Annotated in this window: 22 protein-coding genes, 1 tRNA gene and 1 pseudogene; 16 read left to right on the forward strand and 8 right to left on the reverse strand. The window is 58.9% G+C overall.

All coding sequences use genetic code 11. The annotated features are described in order from the left end of the window. Positions 1 to 36: 36 nt before the first annotated feature. From hisF to PFAS1_RS09555, 6 genes are all read right to left on the reverse strand, one after another. Positions 37 to 807 (reverse strand): imidazole glycerol phosphate synthase subunit HisF, encoded by a 771-nt coding sequence (hisF, locus tag PFAS1_RS09530; RefSeq protein WP_007897430.1) that lies wholly within the window; start codon positions 805 to 807, stop codon positions 37 to 39. A gap of 9 nt (positions 808 to 816) precedes the next feature. After that, positions 817 to 1,554: a 1-(5-phosphoribosyl)-5-[(5-phosphoribosylamino)methylideneamino]imidazole-4-carboxamide isomerase gene (gene hisA, locus PFAS1_RS09535; RefSeq protein ID WP_007897434.1), complete on the reverse strand. Its 738-nt coding sequence runs from the start codon at positions 1,552 to 1,554 to the stop codon at positions 817 to 819. A 42-nt stretch (positions 1,555 to 1,596) separates the two neighbouring features. Further along, entirely contained in the window at positions 1,597 to 1,854 is a 258-nt protein-coding gene (locus PFAS1_RS09540; RefSeq protein WP_008024930.1) for a DUF2164 domain-containing protein, read from the reverse strand. Next, positions 1,855 to 2,493, reverse strand: coding sequence for an imidazole glycerol phosphate synthase subunit HisH (gene hisH, locus PFAS1_RS09545; protein ID WP_076028989.1), 639 nt, complete (start codon positions 2,491 to 2,493; stop codon positions 1,855 to 1,857). Further along, positions 2,493 to 3,086 carry an imidazoleglycerol-phosphate dehydratase HisB gene (gene hisB / locus PFAS1_RS09550; protein ID WP_003218037.1) on the reverse strand — a complete coding sequence of 198 codons (594 nt, stop codon included), beginning with the start codon at positions 3,084 to 3,086 and terminating at the stop codon, positions 2,493 to 2,495. Before hisB ends, hisH begins: the two co-directional genes overlap by 1 nt. A 269-nt stretch (positions 3,087 to 3,355) precedes the next feature. Beyond that, complete coding sequence (locus tag PFAS1_RS09555) at positions 3,356 to 5,020, reverse strand: OFA family MFS transporter (protein WP_076028990.1); 1,665 nt, start codon at positions 5,018 to 5,020, stop codon at positions 3,356 to 3,358. Between the two features lie 220 nt (positions 5,021 to 5,240). Between PFAS1_RS09555 and PFAS1_RS09560 the strand changes: the two genes are divergently transcribed. From PFAS1_RS09560 to PFAS1_RS09580, 5 genes are all read left to right on the forward strand, one after another. Beyond that, on the forward strand, positions 5,241 to 5,645 hold the full coding sequence (locus PFAS1_RS09560; protein WP_076028991.1) for an acetyl-CoA sensor PanZ family protein: 405 nt from the start codon (positions 5,241 to 5,243) through the stop codon (positions 5,643 to 5,645). Between the two features lie 78 nt (positions 5,646 to 5,723). Further along, positions 5,724 to 7,943, forward strand: coding sequence for an AsmA family protein (locus PFAS1_RS09565; protein ID WP_076028992.1), 2,220 nt, complete (start codon positions 5,724 to 5,726; stop codon positions 7,941 to 7,943). Continuing rightward, positions 7,940 to 9,007 (forward strand): A/G-specific adenine glycosylase, encoded by a 1,068-nt coding sequence (gene mutY / locus PFAS1_RS09570; protein WP_076028993.1) that lies wholly within the window; start codon positions 7,940 to 7,942, stop codon positions 9,005 to 9,007. The genes PFAS1_RS09565 and mutY overlap by 4 nt, the downstream gene beginning before the upstream one ends. After that, positions 9,004 to 9,276: an oxidative damage protection protein gene (locus PFAS1_RS09575; RefSeq protein ID WP_008149405.1), complete on the forward strand. Its 273-nt coding sequence runs from the start codon at positions 9,004 to 9,006 to the stop codon at positions 9,274 to 9,276. The genes mutY and PFAS1_RS09575 overlap by 4 nt, the downstream gene beginning before the upstream one ends. Before the next feature lie 103 nt (positions 9,277 to 9,379). Further along, positions 9,380 to 9,455: transfer RNA gene (locus tag PFAS1_RS09580), tRNA-Phe, on the forward strand. Between the two features lie 84 nt (positions 9,456 to 9,539). On the opposite strand, the gene PFAS1_RS09585 is transcribed toward PFAS1_RS09580, so the two are convergent. Further along, positions 9,540 to 9,989, reverse strand: a complete 450-nt coding sequence (locus PFAS1_RS09585; RefSeq protein WP_076028994.1) for a hypothetical protein — start codon at positions 9,987 to 9,989, stop codon at positions 9,540 to 9,542. A 262-nt stretch (positions 9,990 to 10,251) separates the two neighbouring features. Between PFAS1_RS09585 and PFAS1_RS09590 the strand changes: the two are divergent. The 6 genes and pseudogenes from PFAS1_RS09590 (at position 10,252) to vapC (ending at position 14,081) form a co-directional block, all read left to right on the forward strand. Beyond that, a pseudogene (locus tag PFAS1_RS09590) lies at positions 10,252 to 11,310 on the forward strand (PDDEXK nuclease domain-containing protein). A 69-nt stretch (positions 11,311 to 11,379) separates the two neighbouring features. Beyond that, complete coding sequence (locus tag PFAS1_RS09595; protein WP_076028995.1) at positions 11,380 to 12,354, forward strand: alpha/beta hydrolase family protein; 975 nt, start codon at positions 11,380 to 11,382, stop codon at positions 12,352 to 12,354. 36 nt (positions 12,355 to 12,390) lie between these two features. After that, the gene (locus PFAS1_RS09600; RefSeq protein ID WP_076028996.1) at positions 12,391 to 12,807 is read left to right on the forward strand and encodes a hypothetical protein; all 417 of its coding nucleotides are present in this window, start codon (positions 12,391 to 12,393) and stop codon (positions 12,805 to 12,807) included. A 6-nt stretch (positions 12,808 to 12,813) separates the two neighbouring features. Next, positions 12,814 to 13,266 carry a hypothetical protein gene (locus PFAS1_RS09605; protein ID WP_076028997.1) on the forward strand — a complete coding sequence of 151 codons (453 nt, stop codon included), beginning with the start codon at positions 12,814 to 12,816 and terminating at the stop codon, positions 13,264 to 13,266. A 177-nt stretch (positions 13,267 to 13,443) separates the two neighbouring features. Next, positions 13,444 to 13,674: a type II toxin-antitoxin system VapB family antitoxin gene (gene vapB / locus PFAS1_RS09610; RefSeq protein WP_033058311.1), complete on the forward strand. Its 231-nt coding sequence runs from the start codon at positions 13,444 to 13,446 to the stop codon at positions 13,672 to 13,674. Next, positions 13,674 to 14,081 carry a type II toxin-antitoxin system tRNA(fMet)-specific endonuclease VapC gene (vapC, locus tag PFAS1_RS09615; protein WP_076028998.1) on the forward strand — a complete coding sequence of 136 codons (408 nt, stop codon included), beginning with the start codon at positions 13,674 to 13,676 and terminating at the stop codon, positions 14,079 to 14,081. The genes vapB and vapC overlap by 1 nt, the downstream gene beginning before the upstream one ends. Positions 14,082 to 14,158: 77 nt before the next feature. Here vapC and gabP read toward each other — a convergent pair whose 3' ends face one another. Next, positions 14,159 to 15,550, reverse strand: coding sequence for a GABA permease (gene gabP, locus PFAS1_RS09620; protein ID WP_076028999.1), 1,392 nt, complete (start codon positions 15,548 to 15,550; stop codon positions 14,159 to 14,161). Between the two features lie 566 nt (positions 15,551 to 16,116). On the opposite strand from gabP, the gene PFAS1_RS09625 reads away from it, so the two are divergent. The 5 genes from PFAS1_RS09625 to PFAS1_RS09645 all read left to right on the forward strand — a co-directional run bounded on the left by PFAS1_RS09625 (position 16,117) and on the right by PFAS1_RS09645 (position 20,319). Beyond that, positions 16,117 to 16,890 carry an ABC transporter ATP-binding protein gene (locus PFAS1_RS09625; protein ID WP_007897462.1) on the forward strand — a complete coding sequence of 258 codons (774 nt, stop codon included), beginning with the start codon at positions 16,117 to 16,119 and terminating at the stop codon, positions 16,888 to 16,890. Between the two features lie 13 nt (positions 16,891 to 16,903). Then, on the forward strand, positions 16,904 to 17,650 hold the full coding sequence (locus PFAS1_RS09630; RefSeq protein WP_074872681.1) for an ABC transporter substrate-binding protein: 747 nt from the start codon (positions 16,904 to 16,906) through the stop codon (positions 17,648 to 17,650). 77 nt (positions 17,651 to 17,727) lie between these two features. Further along, the gene (locus PFAS1_RS09635) at positions 17,728 to 18,420 is read left to right on the forward strand and encodes an ABC transporter permease (protein ID WP_076029000.1); all 693 of its coding nucleotides are present in this window, start codon (positions 17,728 to 17,730) and stop codon (positions 18,418 to 18,420) included. Next, positions 18,420 to 19,109: an ABC transporter permease gene (locus PFAS1_RS09640; RefSeq protein WP_074872677.1), complete on the forward strand. Its 690-nt coding sequence runs from the start codon at positions 18,420 to 18,422 to the stop codon at positions 19,107 to 19,109. Before PFAS1_RS09635 ends, PFAS1_RS09640 begins: the two co-directional genes overlap by 1 nt. Next, positions 19,090 to 20,319 carry a methyltransferase gene (locus PFAS1_RS09645; protein WP_076029001.1) on the forward strand — a complete coding sequence of 410 codons (1,230 nt, stop codon included), beginning with the start codon at positions 19,090 to 19,092 and terminating at the stop codon, positions 20,317 to 20,319. Before PFAS1_RS09640 ends, PFAS1_RS09645 begins: the two co-directional genes overlap by 20 nt. Positions 20,320 to 20,567 lie beyond the last annotated feature (248 nt).

The raw sequence follows: 20,567 nt of genomic DNA on the forward strand, positions 1-20,567 counted from the left end.
AGCCCGCCATGCTGTCCACTGGCCTGTACCGTTTGTTTAACGCATCACGATGCCGCGATGAGCCATGTAGGCCTTGGCTTCCTGCACGGTGTATTCGCCGAAGTGGAAAATACTCGCCGCCAATACCGCGCTGGCGTGGCCTTCGAGGATGCCGTCGGCCAGATGCTGCAGGTTGCCGACACCGCCGGAAGCAATCACCGGAATCCCCAGCGCATCACTGATGGCGCGGGTGACGCCCAGGTCGAAGCCGTTTTTCATGCCGTCCTGGTCCATGCTGGTCAGCAGGATTTCACCGGCACCGAGGCCTTCCATCTTCTTCGCCCACTCAACGGCGTCGAGACCGGTTGGCTTGCGACCGCCGTGGGTGAAGATCTCCCAGCGCGGGGTTTCGCCCGGACCGGAAACCTTCTTGGCGTCGATGGCGACGACAATGCACTGCGAGCCGAAATGCTGAGCCGCTTCGCCGACGAATTCCGGGTTGAACACTGCTGCGGTGTTGATAGAAACCTTGTCCGCGCCGGCATTCAGCAGATTGCGAATGTCCTGCACGGTACGCACGCCGCCACCCACGGTCAGCGGGATGAACACCTGGCTGGCCATGCGCTCGACGGTATGCAGCGTGGTGTCGCGACCGTCGACGCTGGCGGTGATGTCGAGAAAGGTAATCTCGTCGGCCCCCTGCTCGTCGTAGCGACGGGCGATTTCCACCGGGTCGCCGGCGTCGCGAATGTTCTCGAACTTGACGCCCTTGACCACCCGGCCGTTATCCACGTCCAGGCAAGGGATGATGCGTTTGGCCAGCGCCATGGTCAGTCCTCAGCCTTTGTACGAATCGCAGAAAGCTTGCGCTTCGGCGACGTCGAGGGTGCCTTCGTAAATCGCCCGACCGGTGATGGCGCCGATGATGCCTGGCGCCTTGGCGTCGAGCAGCGACTTGATGTCACCCAGATTGTGGATACCGCCGGAAGCGATCACTGGAATCTTCGTCGCAGCGGCCAGGGCGGCGGTGTACGAAACGTTGCAGCCCTGCATCATGCCGTCTTTGGCGATGTCGGTATAAACGATCGCGGACACGCCGTCGGCTTCGAATTGCTTCGCCAGGTCGATGACCTGAATGGTGCTGATTTCAGCCCAGCCGTCAGTGGCGACAAAACCGTCTTTGGCATCCAGGCCGACGATCACTTTGCCCGGGAATGCGCGGCAGGCTTCAGCAACGAAAGCCGGATCTTTCACCGCTTTGGTGCCGATGATCACGTAGCTCACGCCCGCTTTCACGTAGTGTTCGATGGTTTCCAGGGAGCGGATACCGCCGCCGATCTGGATCGGCAGGTTTGGGTAGCGCTTGGCAATGGCGGTGACCACTTCGCCGTTGACCGGCTGGCCTTCGAAGGCGCCGTTCAGGTCGACCAGATGCAGACGACGGCAACCGCCCTCCACCCACTTGGCAGCCATGCTCACCGGGTCATCGGAGAACACCGTGGAATCTTCCATGCGGCCCTGGCGCAGACGAACACAGGCACCGTCTTTAAGATCGATAGCGGGAATAATCAGCATCTGGCAAACCTTCAAATTCGAGTATTCAGCTTCGCTCGGAAATCAGTTTTTCTCGAGCGCCCACAGGTCGCTTTCGATGCTTTCGAACCTCTCTTTGAGGTGCGTCTGCACATCGAAAATCGCCCTGTTGTAATAGTGCGGCGCAATTTCACGGGTAAACAGCTCAAGGATTTCAGCCGCCTCGAACGAACCCAGGTCCAGTTCGAAGCGATCTTCCATAAAGCGTTTGATCTTGTGATTAGCCTCGTTCTCCTGTTCAGGAGTGAGGGTCAGGATCGGCGGCTTTTTCTTGACGGCCATTTACCAGCGACCATCCCACGCAGCGAAGTTCTGCAGCAATTGCAGGCCATGGGTATGGCTCTTCTCCGGGTGGAACTGCACGGCGAAACGCGAGCCATCGGCCAGCGCCGCAGCGAAATCGACACCGTAGTGACCGCCACCCACCACTTGCCGCGGGTTACCGGCAGCGATGTAGTAGCTGTGCACGAAGTAGAAACGCGCCAGGTCCGGAATGTTGTGCCACAGCGGATGTGTGACCGTCTGCTTCACTTCGTTCCAGCCCATGTGCGGGACTTTCAAATGCTCGCCATCTTCGTGCAAATCCTTGCCGAAGAACTTCACCGCGCCAGGAAACAGGCCGATGCAGTCGACGCCGTCGTTCTCTTCGCTGCTGTCGAGCAAGGCTTGCATGCCGACGCAGATGCCGAGGAACGGGCGGTCCTGGCTGACTTCGCGCACCAGCGAATCGAAGCCCAGGCGGCGGATCTCTGCCATGCAGTCGCGAATCGCGCCGACGCCGGGGAAAACCACCCGGTCGGCTTCGCGAATCACATCGGCATCGCTGGTGATCAAGACCTTGCCGGCACCCACGTGCTCGAGGGCCTTGGCCACCGAGTGCAGGTTGCCCATGCCGTAATCGATAACCGCGACCGTCTGCATTACAGAACGCCTTTGGTCGACGGCATCTGACCGGCCATGCGGTCATCCAGCTCTACAGCCATGCGCAGGGCGCGGCCGAAAGCCTTGAACACGGTTTCGATCTGGTGGTGAGTGTTGGTGCCGCGCAGGTTGTCGATGTGCAGGCTGACGAGCGCGTGGTTGACGAAGCCCTGGAAGAATTCCTGGAACAGGTCAACGTCGAAGCCGCCAACGGTGGCGCGGGTGTAGGGAACGTGCATCTGCAGGCCAGGACGGCCGGAGAAGTCGATCACCACGCGCGACAGCGCTTCATCGAGCGGCACGTAGGCGTGGCCGTAGCGACGGATGCCTTTCTTGTCGCCGATGGCTTTGGCAAAAGCCTGACCCAGAGTGATACCGACGTCTTCCACCGTATGGTGGTCGTCGATATGCAGGTCGCCCTTGCTGACAATATCCAGGTCGATCAGCCCGTGACGGGCGATCTGGTCCAGCATGTGCTCAAGAAAAGGAACACCGATATCAAATCGGGCCTTTCCGGTGCCATCCAGGTTGATCGAGGCTTTGATCTGGGTTTCCAGAGTGTCGCGCTCGACTGACGCCTTACGTTCGGCCATCACCAGCTCCGCAAAATCATTGGGCGAAAAAGGCAATCATTATAGGGGCGCGGGGCCGAAACAGAAACACGCGACGTGATATCCCTGACGGGCTGAACCCGCTGCTGTCGGGGATAGACATGTCCATACAACTCATTTCGGCCCCTCCAAAAACAACTGTAGGAGCGAGCCTGCTCGCGATGGGGACCTCACATTCAACATCTCTGTCGACTGTCAGACCGCTATCGCGAGCAGGCTCACTCCCACAAGGGGTAATGCGCTTACTTAACTTAGTGGAACAAAACTGCAGTCTTCTGCAGCGTCACCCAAACACCCCACGCCAACGGAATCCCCACCACCAGCCACGCAGCCACTGCCAAAGGCTTGGTGCCCGCATCCGCTTTCCACTCCAACACGGTGCTGCTGTCAGCCCCTTTGTCGTGGCCCAGCGCCTGTTCGGCGGCCAGTTCAGCGTCGGTCATGAAGTACTTGTCAGCCACCGGACGCACCAGCAGGTTGCAGATGAAACCCAGCACCAGCAGGCCCGCGAGGATATACAGGGTGATGTCGTAAGCTGCGGCGCGTTCAACGCCAATGCTCAACTGATACTCACGCAGGTAGTTCACCAATACCGGACCCAACACGCCCGCCGCCGCCCAGGCCGTCAGCAGACGACCGTGGATCGCGCCGACCATTTGCGTACCGAACAGATCCGCGAGATACGCAGGAACCGTCGCAAAACCACCGCCGTACATCGACAGGATGATGCAGAAGGCCGCCACGAACAGCGCAACGTTGCCCAGGTGACCGAGGTTCGGGATCAGCGCGTACAGGGCAAAACCCAGGGCGAAGAACACGAAATAGGTGTTTTTGCGACCCAGGTAATCCGAGAACGAGGCCCAGAAGAACCGGCCACCGATGTTGAACAGACTCAACAAACCAGTGAAACCGGCAGCAATCGCCGCGATCGAGGCCAGTTGCGAAGCGTCGAGCTGACCGAATGTCAGGCCATTACCCAACAACGTGCCGGCAAACACTTCCTGCAACAGCGGCGAAGCCATGCCGAGGATGCCGATACCCGCCGAAACGTTCAGGCACAGCACCAGCCACACCAGACGGAATTGCGGAGTTTTCCACGCCACATTCACGTGGACGTGACGGTGAGTGATCATCGCGTTGGAAGCTTTCTTCGCCGGAGCGGTCCAGCCCTCAGGCTTCCAGCCGGTTGGCGGCACGCGGTAGGACAGTGCGCCACCGATCATGAACACGAAGTAGATCGCGGCCATCACCAGAAAGCTCTGCCATACACCAACACTGGTTGGTGAAGCGAAGTGGCCCATCAAGGCTGCAGCCAGCGGAGCACCGACCATCGCACCACCACCGAAACCCATGATCGCCATGCCGGTCGCCATGCCGCGCTTGTCCGGGAACCACTTGATCAGGGTCGAGACCGGCGAGATATAACCCAGGCCCAGGCCGATACCGCCAATGACCCCGGAACCGATCCACATCAGCCATATCTGGTGGGTATAAACCCCCAGCGCTGAAATCAGCAGACCGCCACACCAGCACAGAGCCGATACAACGCCAGCCTTGCGAGGCCCGGCGTGTTCCAGCCAGCCGCCCCAAATGGCTGCCGAGCAACCGAGGAAGATGAAGAACAGGGTGTAGATCCAGCCGAGCATCGAGATCGGCCAGTCACATTCGGACGAGAAGACTTGCGAGATGAAGCTCATCTCCGGCGCGCAGGCCACGGCCTTGGTCACGCCCAGGGCTTTGGACAGTGGCAACCAGAACACCGAAAAGCCGTAGGCCATGCCGATGCACAAGTGGATGGCCAGGGCGGCCGGTGGTACCAGCCAACGGTTGAAACCGGGCTTGGCGATGATGCGCTCCTTGGACAGGAACGCGGGCTGGTCGGCTTTCAGGCCGTCCGCCGTGATGCTCGTGGTCATTATGTTTCCCCCAATTATTAGAATGGTTCGTCAGCGCTCCTCACCCCCAGCCTTTATGCGCACGCATGACTGTTTTTGAGGTAAGGCTTCATTTTGGTGCGACTTCACGTCGCAGAAGGACGAACGAACGGGCAAAGGTTACCATCTGTACGTGACAGAAAAATCAAAGTGATATCACCTTTTGTATGTCATCAGTTCTCGTACCACCGAAGGAGCCCTCATGCCGATCATTGTCGAGCCGCTAAACGAAGCCACTTATCAGGATCAGCAAGATCTGCAGAAGATCTACCGCGATGCTCCGGACTGGCTGTTTGCCCCGTTTTCCGGGGAATTGCAGCTGATCGAAAGCTGTCTGCTGGACGGTTCGCTGATCGCCGGCCGCTTCAACGATCGGCTTTTGGGCGCGGCACGTCTGCAACGGCACTCGGATGTCTGGCATTTGTCCCAACTATGCGTACGAAAAATTACCCGCCGTCGTGGCGTGGCCGAGCGCCTGGTGAACGAAGCGCAGAAAATGGCGTCGCAAGCGGGTGCGACATTGCATTTGTTGGCGCCTGCCGGGCATCTGGAGGCACAAGCGCTGGCGGCCAAACTGAAAATACCGCTGGATGAGTGGCCGACGTGATCGCTGACCGATCGTCCGCTGCGGGGCGCTATACTCCCCGGCTAAATTTCGAATTCGACTAACTACAAGGACTCGCCCATGAAAGCGTTCGGCAAAATCCTGGGTCTGGTACTTCTCGGGCTGTTGCTGATCATTGTGGCGCTGGGCTTTGCCCTGACCCACCTCTTTGATCCCAACGACTATAAAGACGAGATTCGCCAGATAGCCCGCGACAAGGCCCACATCGAGCTGACGCTCAATGGCGACATCGGCTGGAGCCTGTTCCCGTGGTTGGGCCTGGAATTGCACGAAGCCAGCGTCGCGACCCTGGCCAAGCCCGCCGAGCCCTTCGCTGATTTGCAGATGCTCGGCTTGTCGGTCCGCGTGCTGCCGCTGCTGCGCCGCGAAGTGCAGATGAGCGATGTGCGCGTCGAAGGCCTGAACCTGCGCCTGAACCGCGACAAGGACGGCCACGGCAACTGGCAAGACATCGGCAAGGCGCCGGCTACCCCGGCCACACCGCCCGCGACAACTGGCGAACCCGCGACCGAGACCACTGCCCAAGCGGAAAAGCCGGCCCAGCCGATCCGCCTGGACATCGACAGCCTGACCGTCAACAACGCCCGCGTTGAATACAGCGACGAGAAAACCGGCAAGCAATTCAGCGCCGAAAGCATCCAGCTGAGTACCGGCCCGGTGCACGACTCCACGAATATCCCGGTCAAACTCACCGCATTCCTGGGCACCAATCAGCCGGTCTTGCGTGTGCGCACCGAGCTCAACGGCGAGTTGCGTTTCGAGCGTGCCCTGCAACGCTACAAATTCGAAGACATGAAACTCTCCGGCGAAGTGGCTGGCGATCCGCTGCAAGGCAAAACCATGACCTTCGCCGCACAAGGTCAGTTACTGCTGGATAAAGCAGCGAACGTCGCCGAATGGACCGGCATCAAGATCTCCGCCAACCAACTGCGCGCACTGGGCGAATTAAAGGTCAACGACCTCGACAAAACTCCGCAAATCAGCGGCGGCCTGTCCATCGCACAATTCGATCTGGCGAAATTCATCGACAGCATCGGCCAGAAGCTTCCAGCGATGGCTGAAGGCAGCCTGAGCAAAGTCGAACTGGTCAGTCGCCTTGCCGGCACGCCGACCAGCGTGATCCTGGACAACATCAACCTCAAAGTCGACGACAGTACCTTCAGCGGTCGCATCGCCGTCGAGGACTTCGCCAAACAATCGCTGCGGGCGAATCTCAAGGCCGACACCTTCAACGTCGACCGTTATCTGCCACCAAAATCCGCCGAAGCCAACAGTGCGACGCAGGTGCGTCAGGCCGAAGTGGCCAGCACCGAGGCCGACGCCATGGCTGGTCCGGGCAACACCCCGCTGCCGAACGCCCCCACCAAAGATGCCTGGAGCAACGAGCGCCTGTTGCCGGTGGAGCGCCTGGCCAAGCTCGACGTAGACGCCGACCTCACCTTCGGTCAGTTGACCCTCGATAAATTGCCGATCCAGAACGCTGCACTCAAGGCCACAGGCCAGGGCGGCCTGCTGACCCTGGAAAGCCTTCGCGGCGACCTGTACGACGGCAACTTCGACGCCAAAGGGACGCTCGACGTGCGCCAACAGGTGCCCGCGCTGAACATGCAGACGAGCATCACCAAAGTACCCGTGGAAAAAATCCTCGAAAGCCAGGGCAAAAATCCGCCGGTCAAAGGCCTGGTGACGCTCAACAGCAACCTGACCGGCAGCGGCAACAGCCAGAAAGCGCTGATCGAAACCCTCAACGGCAACGCCAGTTTCATCATCAACAACGGCGTGTTGCTCAATGCCAACCTCGAACAACAGCTGTGCAAAGGCATCGCCACCCTGAACCGTAAATCCCTCAGCGGCGAACCACGGGGCAAGGACACACCGTTCCAGGAACTCAAGGGCAACCTGACCTTCCGTAACGGCGTGGCCAGCAACCCGGACCTGAAAGTGCGCATCCCGGGCATGACCGTCAACGCCGACGGCGATGTCGATCTGAGGGTGCTGGGCATGGATTACCGCGTGGGCGTTATCGTCGAAGGCGACAAGAGCGACATGCCGGACCCGGCCTGCCAGGTCAACGAAAGGTTCGTCGGCATCGAGTGGCCGCTGCGCTGCCGTGGCCCGCTGGAACTGGGCGCCAAGGCTTGCCGCCTGGATAACGAACGCATGGGCCAGGTCGCAAGCAAACTGGCTGGCGAACGGATCAGCGAAAAAATCGACGAGAAGCTTGGCGACAAAGTCAGCCCTGAGCTGAAAAACGCGTTGAAGGGGCTGTTCAAGAAATGAGAGCCGAGCAGTTTTCATCGGCGGTGCTGGACTGGTACGACCGCCACGGCCGCCACGACTTGCCCTGGCAACAAGGCATCACCCCGTATCGGGTGTGGGTCTCGGAAATCATGCTGCAGCAAACCCAGGTCAGCACGGTGCTGAACTACTTCGATCGGTTCATGGCCTCTTTGCCGACGGTCGAAGCCCTGGCCGCTGCGCCGGAAGACGAAGTCCTGCACCTGTGGACCGGCCTCGGTTACTACACCCGTGCGCGCAATTTGCAGAAAACCGCGAAGATTGTCGTCGCCGAGTACGGCGGCGAGTTTCCGCGGGATGTGGAAAAACTCACCGACCTGCCGGGCATCGGCCTGTCCACGGCCGGCGCCATCGCCAGCCTGAGCATGGGCCTGCGGGCGCCAATCCTCGACGGCAACGTCAAACGGGTGCTGGCGCGCTTTACCGCGCAAGAGGGCTATCCGGGCGAGCCCAAGGTCGCCAAACAGCTGTGGGCGAACGCTGAGCGCTTTACGCCGCATGATCGGGTCAACGCCTACACCCAGGCGATGATGGATCTGGGCGCCACGCTTTGCACCCGGAGCAAACCAAGCTGCCTGCTCTGCCCGCTAGAAAAGGGCTGCGAAGCGCACATGCTCGGCCTGGAGACGCGCTACCCGATCCCCAAACCGCGTAAAGCCGTGCCACAGAAGCGAACGCTGATGCCGATGCTCGCCAACGGTGACGGCGCGATTCTGCTTTACCGCCGCCCTTCCACGGGCTTGTGGGGCGGCCTATGGAGCCTGCCGGAACTCGACGACCTCGACGACCTGCAACATCTGGCTTCGCAGCATTCGCTGGAGCTTGGCAGCCAACAGGCGCTGCCGAGCCTGGTACACACCTTCAGTCATTTTCAGTTGTCCATCGAACCCTGGCTGGTTCAGGTCCAGGAGGACGGCCATCACGTGGCCGAGGCCGACTGGCTCTGGTATAACCTCGCCACCCCGCCGCGCCTGGGCCTTGCCGCCCCGGTCAAAACCTTGCTCGAACGCGCGGCCGCCGTATTGAACGCAGGAGAGTCGTCATGACCCGCACCATCATGTGCCGCAAGTACAAAGAAGAATTGCCCGCCCTGGAGCGCGCGCCATTTCCTGGCGCAAAAGGTCAGGACATTTTTGACCACGTCTCGGCCAAGGCCTGGGCAGACTGGCAAAAGCACCAGACCCTGCTGATCAACGAAAAACGCCTGAACATGATGAACGCCGAAGACCGCAAATATCTTCAGGGCGAGATGGACAAGTTCTTTTCCGGCGAGGAATACGCCAAGGCTGATGGCTACGTTCCGCCGGCAGAATAATCCCGCTTTTTCGAGGGTCGGAACGTAAGCGACGGTAATAATTAAAATTTTTTTGAAAACTTTCTTGACGACCCCCTGAAAAACCAGTTTAATGCGCCCCGTTGCCCAGATAGCTCAGTCGGTAGAGCAGGGGATTGAAAATCCCCGTGTCGGCGGTTCGATTCCGTCTCTGGGCACCAAATACCGAAAACCCTGAATCGCAAGATTCAGGGTTTTTTTATGCTCGTGATTTGATCAGGCATCGTGCAAGCGTCTCTCTTCGGCTAGTTTTCAGTATTCCAGTGGAAGACAAGATTGCGAGCGGCACCACTTCCCACCTCCGCCGTATCACGCCGTTCCTCACCATTGCGTGTCGCGACGACGGTGTACTTGCCAGGTGGCAGCTGTACGTAAACCAAAGGGCCAGCCTCGCTCAGCGTCAGCACGGGTTGCCCCGGATCTTTCTGAATGACCAGATTTACATCCGGAACATATTTGCCCTCCGCCCCGATGGAGAAAGTCATGTGCAGGTTGTAGCCCTGCGCTTGTTGAATGGCTCGAGCCTCATCCTCTCCGATCCCCCCGGACAGATAAGTAATCCCGTTTTGCTGTTGCTGTTGCACTTGCACACCTGTGCTGTCGACCGGTTCAAGACTGGCGGCGTTAAGTACGACTGGCAACATCAGTACGCCGACGGCGGCGATGGGCAGCATGAATGAATGGACGTTCTTCATGATGGCGACTCCCGGGTTGCTTGGAACCCAATCGTTATTCTTTTTAGATTTGTTACTGAATATTCAAGTTTTAGATCGATTAGCACTTGAGTTCACTGCGAATCGGACTACAGGATGTACTCCTCTTACACAGGCTGTCGTCGGCCCGGTCCTGCAAAGCAAACTCGCCTTTCCTTCCGATTTACCAGCACCGCCCGGCATCGCGGACTACCACTCTTTTGCCATCCTTTTCCGCCTGTTTCCTTCAGCCGCGGAAAATGTCATGAGTCCTCTCAAACCCGGTAACACTCAAGATTCACAGATCACTTCACTGCTCGGAAATCTTGGCGAGTCGATCCGTGAAGCCCGCCAGAAAGTGTTGCGAGCGGTCGATACCGTCCAGGTGCAAACCTGTTGGCAGATCGGACGGCATATTGTGGAGTTCGAGCAGGAGGGGGCCCGGCGGGCGGGATATGGGAAGCAGTTGCTGGCGACGCTGGCGAAGAGTCTGACAGCAGAGTTTGGCAAAGGCTTTGACATCTCCAACCTTCGCTACATGCGCCTGTTCTATCAAGCATTCCCAATTCGTGACGCACTGCGTCATGAATTGAGCTGGACCCACTACCGCAGATTGCTACGAGTCGAGAACGACCACGCTCGCCATTGGTACATGAACGAATCAGCGATGCAGAACTGGTCAAGTCGCGCCCTCGAGCGCCAGATCAATACCCTCTATTACGAACGCTTGCTGGCGAGTCGCGACCGGCCGGCGGTCAAACAGGAAGCCGCCACCCATATCGAGCAAATGAACGCCAGCCCTCGGGATTTCATCCGCGACCCCGTGCTACTGGAGTTTCTCGGCCTGCCCAATGCGGGCTTGGTCCAGGAAAGCTAACTTGAACAAGCCTTGATCAATCAACTCCAGGGCTTCCTGCTCGAACTGGGCAAAGGCTTCGCCTTCATCGCACGCCAGCAACGCATCAGTACCGAGAGCAAAGACTTCTACATCGACCTGGTGTTCTACAACTACCTGCTCAAGTGCTTCGTCATCTTCGACCTCAAGCGCGGCGTACTGACCCACCAGGATGCCGGCCAGATGGACATGTACGTGCGCATGTACGACGACCTCAAGCGCGGACCGGAGGATGGCCCCACCGTCGGCCTCATTCTCTGCGCGCAAAAAGATGAATCGGTGGTGCGCTATTCAGTGCTGCAAGGCAACGAACAACTGTTCGCCAGTACCTACAGACTGGTACTGCCGAGCGAGGAGGAACTTCGCACAGAACTGGATCGGGAATGGGCGGTGCTTGAGGAGCGAATACTCAAGCGCAGGCTCCGATAAGCACGGGTGGATTGTTCATGCGCTGCGCGAAGACTATCGTTGGCAGCTACCCGCAAAGGTCCGACGCCGATGAATTTGCAGGACATGCCCTCACTGGCACCCACTCAAGCCGAGTTGCCACCGCGCATATCTACGGCAGGCGAACCGTTCAAGGAGCCCGCCGCAGACGGCTACAGCCTCGGCGGCTTTACCTGGCGGCACCCCCGTCACGACGCTACCCGCCCGGTGGTCATCATCAACGCCGCCACCTCCGTCCGCTGCCGCCATTACTCGCGATTCGCCGATTACCTGTTCGCCAACGGCTTCGACGTGATCACTTACGACTACCGTGGCATTGGCGACTCGCGCCCCGCGTCGCTGAAAGGACTGCGTGCTTCATGGTCAGATTGGGGCGCGCTGGACTTTGAGGCGATGCTCAAGCGCGCTCAGCGTGAATTTCCCGGGCAACCCATCGATGTTGTCGGCCACAGCTTTGGAGGCTGTGCAGCGGGCCTGGGAGCGTCCGGCCATTTGATTCGACGTCTGCTGACCGTCGGGGCGCAATTCGCTTACTGGCGCGATTACGCACCCGCCCATCGCTGGCGGATGTTCGGCAAGTGGCATCTGGTGATGCCGTTGATGACATTGCTTTGCGGCTACTTCCCCGGCAAACGTCTCGGCTGGCTAGAGGACACCCCCGCTGGGGTGGTTCGCGACTGGAGCATGCCCACCGCGCACTACGAGAAACGCCCCAGCGGTCGCGTTCTTCACGCAAAGACCGGGCGCCTGCCCTTCTCATCCGTCACCGCACACACCCTGGCCATCAGCATCAGCGACGATCCTTACGGTACGATTCCAGCCATCGAACGGCTGCTGGGTTACTTCACCAACAGCACGAACAGCCACCTGCGAATCGCCCCCGAAGACATCGGCGAACAAGAAGTCGGACATTTCGCCTTTTTTCGTAGCCCATACCAAGCCACACTATGGCCCATTGCATTGTCCTGGTTGCAGACCGGCAAACTGGCCCCCGACACACCCGGGCGGCTAGTGCCACGCAACTGACTGATGCGCCCACTCATCGGAATACGGAACGAGCCCATGGCATCCGCCAACAAGCAGAACAAACGCGCCACACGCGCCAAAGCCAAGGCCAAGCAGAACCGCACCCAACGGGCCGCTGCGCCGGTTGAGCTGGACCCGAACGACGACCGCATCGACTTTGAATCGGTGGACCTGACCGACCTGTTCAAAGAAATGATCGACGCGCAAAAGATCAGCCAGCAAGCCATGTGCAAGGCCTTCCTCGAACACCCGCTGCTCGCATTGGTGCTGGAGCAGGAAGGCGAAGAAACAGCGACAGACTTTATCGTCGCCGCGCTGATCGAGTACCGCCAATGGTCCACCGAAGTGGACGAAGCCGGCGCACTGGCGTGGATCGAATCCCCGGCCTTCCAGGCTGACTACGTGGCGGCGTCCGACGCCATCGCGGCCCAAACCCAACAGAAATCGAACTGAGTTCCCATGGCCTCCCTGAACAAGCAACAGAAACGCGCCAAACGCGCCAAGATCAAAGCCAAGCAAATCAATATCCACGGCAGAAAACCCGCCGCACTGGACGATGACCTCGGCGAAATCGGCGAGCCGATCCCGGAATACACCCTGGCGATGTTCAGCAAAATGCGCGATGCAGAGGCCACCAGCCGCAACGACATGCTGCTGACCCTGCTGTCAGACCTCGCCGAAATCATCAGCGACCATCCAGAACTGCTGGACATGGAAAACGCCGACAACGAAGCCATGGCCGCCACTCACCTGGCCGCCGACATGCTGATCGATTACCGCATGTGGACCGACGGCATGGACCGAGACACCGCCCAGGCCTGGCTGACGGATCCGCAGTTCATCACTGACTTCGGCGCGGCGCTCGACAGCTATCGCGAGTCGCTGGATGCTCAGGAAGTAAAGGCCGAGTAAACACTCGCCTCAGAAACAAAAACGGCCGCTTGTCATCACTGACAGCGGCCGTTTTCTTTGGAAGCCACTCACCTGAAACAATCGATCCCCTCGTCAGCAACCGTGTATATCCCGTTGACATATCCTCTAAGAGATCTATTCTCTGGCTCACAAACCCCGCAAATGCAGGAGGCCAAAATGGAACAGACCACCCTTTTCATGAGCAATCGAAGCCAGGCTGTCCGCCTCCCCAAAGCTGTTGCGATGCCAAGCGACGTGAAACGAGTCAACGTAGTTGCCATCGGCAGAGCTCGCATCATCACTCCCGCAGATGAAACATGGGACAGCTGGTTCGACGGGGATGGCGTAAGTGCAGACTTCATGACCGATCGTGAACAACCCGCCGATCAGGAGCGTGAGTCGTTCTGATGATCAAATACATGCTCGATACCAACATCTGCATCTTCACCATAAAGAACAAACCGCAAATCGTACGAGAAGCTTTCAACCGTCATGACGGGCAGCTATGTATCAGCGCCGTCACGCTGATGGAGTTGATCTACGGTGCGGAAAAATCAGCAGCACCCGAAAAAAACCTCGCTGTGATCGAGGGTTTTGCGGCACGCCTTGAAGTCTTGCCTTTCGACAATGAAGCAGCCTCGCATACCGGAATGATTCGATCCGAGCTGGCCAAGGCTGGCACGCCTATCGGGCCCTACGACCACATGATTGCCGGCCACGCACGTTCACGCGGATTCATAGTGGTAACCAACAACCTGCGAGAATTTGAACGGGTTCCAGGGCTACGCGTAGAAGACTGGGTTCACCCCGATTGAGCCCGGCACAACTGACAGAAACAAAAACGGCCGCTTGTCATCTCTGACAGCGGCCGTTTTGCGTCATGCGGTGCGAATCAGCTCAGCACCACCGCACCCATCTTCTGCAGCTTGCGACGACGAGCCACAAACAAACCGGCAGCCACCACCAACAAACTCAGCAGACCGGTCGAGAGAATCTCCACGCGATGCGCTTCCTGGAACAGCATGATGGTCAGGGCCGCCACGATGAATACGATCACCGCGTAGGTCAGGGCCGGGAACAGCCACATGCTGAAAGCGATTTTTTCACCGCGTGCCATGCGCTGCTTGCGCATACGCAGTTGCGAAATCGCGATCACCAGGTACACCAGCAGCGCAATTGCGCCGGAGCTGGCCAACAGGAATTCGAACACGGCGGCCGGGGCCACGTAGTTGGCGAAAACCGCGATGAACGCAGCACCGGTGGACAACATGACGGCCCAGTACGGCGTGCCGCTCTTGTTGGTGCGCTGGGAAACGGCCGGTGCATCACCGCGCTTGCCCAGAGAAAACATCATGCGCGAAGCGGTGTACAGCGCCGAGTTCAGGCAGCTGGTCACAGCAACCAGCACCACGATGTCGACGATCAGCTTGGCATTCGGGATGCCCATGCGTTCAAGCACGGTCTGGTAGGAGCCGACGGCTGCCAGTACTGGATCGTTCCACGGCACCAGGGCCACAACGATGAAAATCGACACGAGGTAGAACAAGCCAATCCGCCAGATCACCGAGTTGGTGGCCTTGGAGATTTGCTGGCCAGGGTTCTTCGATTCCGCGGCCGCGATGGTCACGATTTCGGTGCCCATAAAGGAAAACATGGTAGTCAGGATTGCGCCCAACACTGCGCCCATGCCGTTTGGCAGGAAGCCCTGGGTGTCGAACAAGTGGGAAACGCCGCTGACCTGGCTGGTCGGCAGAAAGCCGAAAATCGCCAGAACGCCGAGGCCGATGAAGCCGATGATCGCGATGACTTTGACCAGGGCGAACCAGAATTCGAACTCACCGTAGTTCTTCACGCTGAACAGGTTCGTCACCGTCAGCAGCAAGGTGATGACCAAGGTGAAGGCCCAGATCGCCACATTCGGGAACCAGGCGTGCAGGATGGTCGCGGCGGCGTTGGCTTCCAGCGGAATCACCAACACCCAGAACCACCAGTAGAGCCAGCCGATGGTGAAACCGGCCCAGTGACCGATCGCGCGATCGGCGTACGTCGAGAAGGAGCCGGTGTCCGGCGAAGCCACGGCCATTTCGCCAAGCATGCGCATCACCAGCACCACCAGCATACCGGCGGCAGCGTAGGCCAACAGCACAGCCGGGCCTGCAGCAGCGATGGCGTGGCCCGAGCCGACGAACAGGCCGGCACCGATAACCCCGGCGATCGACAGCATGGTCACATGACGCGGTTTGAGCCCCTGTTCGAGGCCATTGGAGCTTGGGGTACTGCTCATTGAAACTACCTTTTGTAAGGAAAAGCGACGACGTCCACCCGGCGTGGCGTTCCTTCTCGTAAAAAGAAACCAACAGGGCGTTCCGTATTCTGCACGCAATAATTGCGCCAAAATATTACAAAGCACCCAAACATGGGGCTCTCCGCCGGACCGGACAGTCATCGCAAGTCATTGAGATTAATGGCAATTCGCCAGAGCGTTACCCTGCGACCCACTTTCAGGAACGAAGTGGCGCACCAGAAACACACCCAAAAATAACGCGATGCACAATAAAAGTGCGGATCAGGAACGTTTGGCCGGTTAGCGCTTCCAACCCCCCGTCAAAGCTGGCAACATCGCGCCCTTTTTTACGGGGCAGCCCCAGCCTTTTTATCGACAGACAGGGTTCAAACGGCTGTTCGGTTGATAGCAGCGCGACAGTCTGCTGTACCGATGCGACAACCTGCCACACGCCAGCTGTTTAGCGTCCGTAGCGCTGTTGGCTGTCATTCAGACGCTATGCTAGCTTGGCCGCCTCGCCAGGAAGGCCGCCAATAGCAGGAGCGAAATACTTATGAGGAACGCACATGGCTGAGGCCACGCCCGCGCTTGAAATCCGCAACTTGCACAAACGCTACGGACAGCTTGAGGTGCTCAAAGGCATCTCGCTGACCGCCCGCGACGGCGACGTGATCTCGATCCTGGGTTCTTCCGGTTCCGGCAAGTCCACCTTCCTTCGTTGCATCAACCTGTTGGAAAACCCGCATCAGGGACAAATCCTGGTGGCCGGCGAAGAACTCAAGCTCAAGGCCGCCAAGAACGGCGAACTGGTTGCTGCCGATGGCAAGCAGATCAACCGCCTGCGCAGCGAGATCGGTTTTGTATTTCAAAACTTTAATCTCTGGCCGCACATGAGCGTGCTCGACAACATCATCGAAGCGCCGCGCCGCGTACTCGGCCAGAGCAAGGCCGAGGCCATCGAAGTCGCCGAGGCCTTGCTGGCCAAGGTCGGCATCGCGGACAAACGCCACGCCTACCCGGCGCAACTCTCCGGCGGTCAACAACAACGCGCCGCCATTGCCCGCACGTTGGCAATGCAGCCCAAGGTGATCCTGTTCGACGAACCCACCTCCGCCCTTGACCCGGAAATGGTCCAGGAAGTACTTAATGTCATCCGCGCATTGGCCGAAGAAGGCCGCACCATGCTGTTGGTCACCCATGAAATGGGTTTCGCCCGTCAGGTGTCCAGCGAGGTGGTGTTCCTCCACCAAGGCTTGGTAGAAGAGCAAGGATCGCCACAGCAGGTGTTCGAAAACCCGCTTTCGGCGCGCTGCAAACAATTCATGTCCAGCAACCGCTAACGGAGCTACCCGCATGCAGAACTACAAAAAAATCTTCCTGGCGGCTGCCGTCACCCTGGCCTTCAGCGCCGGTGCCGCCGCCGAGACCTTGAAGATGGGCATCGAAGCGGCCTACCCGCCGTTCAACAACAAAGATGCCAGTGGCAATGTCGTCGGCTTCGACAAAGAAATCGGCGACGCCCTGTGCGCCAAGATGAAAGTCGAATGCACCGTGGTCACGTCTGACTGGGACGGCATCATTCCGGCCCTGAACGCCAAGAAGTTCGACTTCCTGATCTCCTCGATGTCGATCACCGACGAGCGCAAGCAAGCGGTGGACTTCACCGACCCGTACTACTCCAACAAGCTGCAATTCATCGCGCCGAAAAACGTCGACTTCAAAACCGACAAGGCTTCCCTGCAAGGCAAAGTGATCGGTGCACAACGTGCGACCCTCGCTGGCACCTGGCTGGAAGACAACATGGAAGGCGTCGAAATCAAACTTTATGACACCCAGGAAAACGCCTACCTCGACCTGACTTCCGGTCGTCTGGACGCCATCCTGGCGGACAAGTACGTCAACTACGAGTGGCTGAAAAGCGACGCCGGCCGTTCTTATGAGTTCAAAGGCGACCCGGTGGAAGAAAGCGACAAGATCGGTATCGCTGTACGTAAAGGCGATGAGATTCGTACGAAGCTGAACACCGCACTGAAAGAAATCGTCGCTGATGGCACCTACAAAAAGATCAACGACAAGTATTTCCCGTTCAGCATCTATTGATTCTGACCTGTCGGGCCGGCGCCGTTATCTGACGGCGCCAGTCCCTGGCATTGCCTGCGCGATTTGAAAAGAAATCCATGACTATCGATCTCTACGGATTCGGCCCGGCGCTCGCCGCTGGCGCGCTGATGACTGTGAAACTGGCACTCTCGGCCTTGTGCCTGGGGCTGGTGCTCGGTCTGCTCGGCGCCTTGGCCAAGACTTCCCCGTACAAGCCGCTGCAATGGCTTGGCGGCACTTATTCAACCCTGGTTCGCGGCATCCCTGAATTGCTCTGGGTGCTGTTGATCTATTTCGGCACGGTCAACCTGATGCGTGCCCTGGGCGAGTTCTTCGGCAAGCCCGACCTCGAACTCAATGCCTTCGCTGCCGGCGTAATTGCACTGGGGCTATGCTTCGGCGCCTACGCCACGGAAGTGTTTCGTGGTGCGATCCTGGCTATCCCCAAAGGCCACCGCGAAGCGGGTGTGGCGTTGGGGCTGTCGAAATTTCGCATCTTCACCCGATTGATCATGCCGCAGATGTGGCGCATCGCCCTGCCGGGACTGGGCAACCTGTTCATGGTCCTGATGAAGGACACGGCACTGGTGTCCGTCATCGGCCTGGAAGAAATCATGCGTCATGCACAGAACGCCGTGACCTTCGCCAAACATCCATTTACGTTCTTCATGGTCGCGGCCTTCATGTATCTGGGCCTGACAATACTGGCCATGGTAGGCATGCATTTTCTGGAAAAACGCGCCGCCCGCGGCTTTGTGAGGACGACGTAATGGAATGGGAAGTCATCTACAAATGGCTGCCGAAGTTCATCCAGGGCGCCACCCTGACATTGGAGCTGGTGGGCATCGCCGTGATTCTCGGCCTGCTGCTGGCCATCCCATTGGGCATCGCGCGCTCGTCCAAGCTTTGGTACGTTCGCGCGTTTCCCTACGCCTACATCTTTTTCTTTCGCGGCACACCACTGTTGGTTCAGTTGTTCCTGGTCTATTACGGCCTGGCGCAGTTCGACGCGGTGCGCGACAGCGTCCTGTGGCCTTACCTGCGAAGCCCGTTCTGGTGCGCCACGGCCACCATGACGTTGCACACGGCGGCTTACATTGCGGAGATTCTGCGCGGAGCGATCCAGGCGATTCCGCCCGGTGAGATCGAAGCGGCACGCGCATTGGGCATGTCCAAGGCCAAGGCGCTGTTTTTCATCATCCTGCCGCGAGCGGCACGGATCGGCCTGCCTGCCTACAGCAACGAAGTGATCCTGATGCTCAAGGCCAGTTCTCTGGCGAGCACCGTCACTCTGCTGGAACTCACCGGCATGGCGCGCACCATCATTGCCCGCAACTACCTGACGGTGGACATGTTCTTTACTGCCGGTGTGTTCTATCTATTGATGTCGTTTGTACTGGTGCAGGCGTTCCGTCAGTTGGAGCGCTGGCTGCGCGTCGATGCCTGCCAAGGGCGTTGATTCTTACGTGCTGACGGGCGAGGCCCTACTCGCCCGCTTCACGGCGCTGGATGCTTTTCTGACAAAGCATCAGGCGCTGTGGAAGCCTCGTCCATTTACTCACCTGCGGCTTCCGTGGGAAGCGCCCTACCCCGAGTTGTCTGCATGGCTACGCGGCAGGTCATTGGACGATGCGGAAAATGCTCATAACCAACCTGCTCTTCTGGAGGCGCCGGAGCCATTCGCTTCACTGGCGGCGCTGTCCCTCGAACTGAGCGCTGTAGCTGAATTGCCGCCTCACGCACTCGAAGCAGCTGGCCATCGGCTGAATGTCGATGTGCCGGGGCGCAAGTGGCAGCAGATCGAGGCGTTTGCCAGTCGGCTGGAATTTGCTGAGGCGCCGAAGCATTGGCTGGATTGGTGTTCGGGCAAAGGACATCTGGGGCGACGCCTGTTACAAACCGGCCAGCAGCTCACTTGCCTGGAATACGACCCGGCGCTGGTCCTCAGCGGCCAGGCACTCAGTCAGCGTCATCATTTGCATGCGCTTCACGTCGAGCAAGACGTGCTCGCGCCGGGGGCTGCCTCTTTATTGAAGGCCGGCCACACGCCGGTAGCGCTGCACGCCTGCGGTGATCTCCATGTGCGGCTGATGCAACTCGCTAGCGCCACCGGTTGCAAGCAGCTGGCCATCGCCCCTTGCTGCTACAACCGGATCAGTGTGAGCAAATATCAGGCGCTTTCCTCTGCGGGTATACGATCCGACCTACAACTGTCGCTCGAAGATCTCTCGCTGCCGATGAACGAAACCGTCACCGCCGGCGCTCGCGTCCGACGCCAGCGCGACACCTCCATGGCCCGGCGCCTGGGTTTCGACCTGCTGCAACGGCAACTGCGCGGCGTTGACGAATACCTGCCAACCCCGTCGCTGCCCAGTGCCTGGCTGGATAAATCCTTCGCTGATTACTGCCATCATTTGGCCGCGCTCAAGGAGTTATCCACAATCGGAGCGCACGATTGGCCAGCGCTCGAAGCTACCGGTTGGCAGCGACTGGCCGAAGTACGCAATCTCGAGCTGCTGCGCGGACTTTTCCGACGCCCATTGGAGCTTTGGCTGGTACTCGATCGAACCCTTTTCCTCTCCGAGCAGGGGTATGTGGTCCGCCTCGGCACCTTCTGCGAAACCCCGCTCACCCCGCGTAACTTCCTGATCCTGGCTGAGCGCCCTTAAAACGCCTCAACCTGTGGATAACTCTGTTGATGAAATTATCGTGGATCCAATATATCCAGCTGTTTCGGGGCAGAAACACAACTGTTCAATTTTCGTACACCTGTAAAAAAATCGGAAAAACAGGCATTTGCGACCAAATGAGAACGGCTCCGCAAATTTGCCACTAAGCAGGTGCAGAACAGTTGCCGTTGTGCATAAGCATTAAGACAAAACAACATAACGACCGGCGAAACCTCAACTATCTTTGC

The sequence above is a fragment of the Pseudomonas frederiksbergensis genome, from assembly GCF_001952935.1.
GTDB classification, from domain to species: domain Bacteria; phylum Pseudomonadota; class Gammaproteobacteria; order Pseudomonadales; family Pseudomonadaceae; genus Aquipseudomonas; species Aquipseudomonas frederiksbergensis.